The organism is Gammaproteobacteria bacterium (assembly GCA_028817255.1).
Classification (GTDB): Bacteria; Pseudomonadota; Gammaproteobacteria; order Porifericomitales; family Porifericomitaceae; genus Porifericomes; species Porifericomes azotivorans.
This window is the reverse complement of sequence record JAPPQA010000190.1, coordinates 1-3,725: the sequence shown is the minus strand read 5'-3', so window position 1 is coordinate 3,725 and position 3,725 is coordinate 1. Positions and strand designations below refer to the sequence as shown.

Below are 3,725 nucleotides of genomic sequence, written 5' to 3'. Positions count from 1 at the left end.
AGCGTAAATAGAGCGCGGAACGCGCACATTCGCGCGATGGCGCCGGCAGGCGACAAGCGCGAATCTTTGGCCGTCCGCCTTTCCCTCGCTCCGCCCTGAAGGAGCGCGAAGCGCGCGCTTTATACGCTGGATTCCCGCCTGCGCGGGAATGGCGAGGTGGGGGCATGGAAATGGCGGAATTATGCGCTGCCGCTTTAATCAGAGCATCCCTTTCTTTTCTCGCCCATTCTGCCTGCCTATTCTTCGTATTGCCTAACTGTCATCCAGGGAAGAAAATACTACCGCCACCCAGCGCCTCCTCGATCTCTTCCTGCTTGCGCTTCCTGGCGCCGCTCTTGCGGTCCCGCCTGGCGATCGGCACCGCGACCCCCCAATAATCCGCGGCCGCACTCATGTCCATGCCGAGTAGGGCCGCATCTCCCAGGGGCAGCGCCCGCCGGGGGCGGGTGGGGCTTACGCCCATCGCCGCCAGGAATTCGCAGGCCAGCGCCCTGGCCAACGGCGGCGGCACGGCATTGCCGACCTGCCTCGCGCCGTGCCACTTCGTCTTATGGAAACGGAACCAGTCGGGAAAACCGTGCAGCCTCGCCATCTCGCGGATCGTGACGCACCGGTCTCGCGCATAGTGGATCGGCCGCGGGCTGGTGAAGGCGCCGCGGAAGGAGAAGCCCTGGCAGGGAGGACCGCCGACGACGATGTCCACCTCCCTGTCGCCGATCCCCGATACGCTTCGCAACTCCCGCCCGGAAACCTCTGCGATAGGCTTGGGGATCGTCGCACAATCCGGAAAGTTATAGCGATGCGTCGCTGCGTGGATCGGATCGATCTCCACCGCCGCCGCGACATCGAAGCCCGCCTGCTCGAATCCCAGGCTAAGGCCGCCGGCGCCGGCGAACAGATCTACCGCAACCGGGCGCCGCCTCGTTACCCGCCCCTTGCCTCCATTCGCGCCGCTCACGCTATTTCGCCGGCCCCAGGTAGGCGACAAGCCGCGAGCGCAGGCGTTTCGGCTCCCGCAACCGACATTGCCATACGACAAACGAATCCCACCCCAGTTCTTCGAGCCTGGCGATACAGGCGGCGTCCCGCTTGCGGTTCGCCGCGATCTTCGGCTGCCAATAATCCGCCTTGCTCTCCGGCAAACGGCCGCCCCGGCAATCGTGGCCGTGCCAGAAACAGCCGTGCACGAAAACCACCTTCCGCCGCTGGCGAAACACCAGGTCCGGCGAACCCGGCAGGTCGCCGCGATGCAGCCGATACCGGTATCCCAGGCGGTGCAGCATCCGCCGCACCGTCATCTCCGGGCCGGTATCCTTGCTGCCCACGCGCGACATAATGTAGCTGCGCGTCTTTTCGGATACCCGGTCAATCATTTACGTCGGGACCTTATGTATGCGCGTATCGGGCCTTCCTGCTGACATCTTGTCTCAAGCTTTGTCTGCGCCGGCCCCTGCCCCGGCCCTGGCCGCACGGGTCTTCCGGCGACTGGCAGGGGCACCCGGATTATCGGAGGGCTTCGCCGGCAATTGCAATCCGGTGTCGCGCAGTTGGCGGATCTCGTCGCGCAGGCGGGCGGCCTCCTCGAATTGCAGATCGCGGGCGTGACGGTACATGCTCCGCTCCAGGTCCTTGATCCGGCGGCCCAGGTCGCCGGCGACGGCGGCGTCCCCGGAGGCGGCGGCACGCGGGGCGGCGCGGGCAGCGCCGCGGCGGCCGTAGCGGGGCGGCGGCGCCTCGCGGGCGCCTTCCATGATGTCCACCACGGCCTTGCGAATGCCGGCGGGGGTGATGCCGCGCTGTTGGTTGAAGCGTTGCTGCCGCCGCCGGCGGCGCCCGGTCTCTTCCAGGGCCCGCCGCATGGAGCCGGTGCGCTCGTCGGCGTAGAGGATGGCCTTGCCGTTGAGGTTGCGGGCGGCGCGGCCGATGGTCTGGATCAAGGTGGTGGCGGAGCGCAGAAAGCCCTCCTTGTCGGCGTCCAGGATCGCCACCAGCGACACCTCCGGCAGGTCCAGGCCCTCGCGCAGCAGGTTGATGCCCACCAACACGTCCGTCTCGCCCAGGCGCAGGCCGCGGATGATCTCCACCCGCTCCACGGTGTCTATGTCCGAGTGCAGGTAGCGCACCTTGATGTCGTGCTCCTGCAGGTAGTCGGTCAGGTCTTCCGCCATGCGCTTGGTCAGGGTGGTCACCAGCACCCGCTCCCCCGCCCGCACGCGCTGGTTGATCTCGGAGAGCAGGTCGTCCACCTGGCCGGTGGCGGAACGCACCTCCACCTCCGGGTCCACCAGGCCGGTGGGGCGCACCAGTTGCTCCGTCACCCGCCCGGAGCGTTCCAGTTCGTAGGGGCCGGGGGTGGCGGACACGTAGATGGTCTGCACGCCGCGGCCCTCGAATTCGGAGAAGCGCAACGGCCGGTTGTCCAGCGCGGAGGGCAGCCGGAAGCCGTAGTTCACCAGCGTCTCCTTGCGCGAGCGGTCGCCGCGGTACATGCCGCCGAGCTGCGGCACGGTGACATGGCTCTCGTCTATGACCAACAAGGCGTTCGCCGGCAGGTAGTCGAACAGGGTGGGGGGCGGCTCGCCGGCCTTCCTGCCGGACAGGTAGCGGGAGTAGTTCTCGATCCCGGAGCAGTAGCCGAGTTCCATCATCATTTCCAGGTCGAAGCGCGTCCGGTGCTCCAGGCGCTGCAGCTCCAGCAGTTTGTTCTGCCCGCGCAGTTCGGCGAGGCGCTCCCGCAGTTCCTCCCGGATTTCCTCGACGGCGCGCAGGATCACTTCGCGCTGCGTGGCGTAGTGCGTCTTGGGGTGAATGGTCAGGCGCGGCAGGCGGCGCAGGATCTCGGCGGTAAGCGGGTCGAAGATCGTCAGCGATTCGATCTCGTCGTCGAACAGCTCGATGCGCACCGCCTCGCGCTCCGATTCGGCGGGAAAGACGTCAATCACGTCGCCGCGCACGCGGTAGGTGGCGCGGCGCAGTTCGACCTCGTTGCGCGAGTACTGCATGGCGGCCAGGCGGCGCAGAATTTCGCGCTGCCGGATGCGGTCGCCGCGGTCCAGGTGCAGCACCATTTTCAGGTAGGCCCGCGGGTCGCCCAGGCCGTAGATGGCGGAGACGGTGGCGACGATGATCACGTCCGGGCGCTCCAGCAGCGCCTTGGTGGCGGACAGGCGCATCTGCTCGATGTGCTCGTTGATGGAGGCGTCCTTCTCGATGTACGTGTCCGTGGTCGGCACGTATGCCTCCGGTTGGTAGTAGTCGTAGTAGGAGACGAAGTACTCCACCGCGTTGCCGGGGAACAGCGTGCGCAGTTCGCTGTAGAGTTGCGCCGCCAGCGTCTTGTTCGGCGCCAGGAGCAGGGTGGGCCGCTGCACTTCCTGCACCACCCCGGCAACGGTGAAGGTCTTGCCGGAGCCGGTTACGCCCAGCAGGGTCTGGTGGGCCAGGCCGTCGCGCAGACCGGCAACCAGGCCGCGGATCGCCGCCGGCTGGTCGCCGGCGGGGCCGTAGTCGGAGCAAATGCGAAATTCGGCTTCGCTGGCCGGGGATTCGTGCGCCGAAGATTTTTCCACAGGGTTTCCTTCTAACCGTTACGCAATCAAGGGGAAAAGATTCCCACCCCGCCATGGAGGGTAGATTCCTGCCCCTGTTCAAGCCAGGGGCAAGCCTGCGCCTCATTTTTCCCATCACTCCCCCCTTGAGGGGGAGTCGCAGCAGCCAAGCCGCCA

At 66.9% G+C, this 3,725-nt stretch carries 2 protein-coding genes and 1 pseudogene; all 3 read right to left on the bottom strand.

Annotation, left to right across the window (positions count from 1 at the left end; genetic code table 11):
- Positions 1-259: 259 nt before the first annotated feature.
- Positions 260-958 (bottom strand): DNA cytosine methyltransferase, encoded by a 699-nt coding sequence (locus OXU43_07770; protein ID MDD9825051.1) that lies wholly within the window; start codon positions 956-958, stop codon positions 260-262.
- 1 nt (position 959) lies between these two features.
- Entirely contained in the window at positions 960-1,373 is a 414-nt protein-coding gene (locus tag OXU43_07765; GenBank protein MDD9825050.1) for a very short patch repair endonuclease, read from the bottom strand.
- A 159-nt stretch (positions 1,374-1,532) separates the two neighbouring features.
- Positions 1,533-3,569, bottom strand: a pseudogene (gene uvrB, locus OXU43_07760) (excinuclease ABC subunit UvrB).
- Positions 3,570-3,725 lie beyond the last annotated feature (156 nt).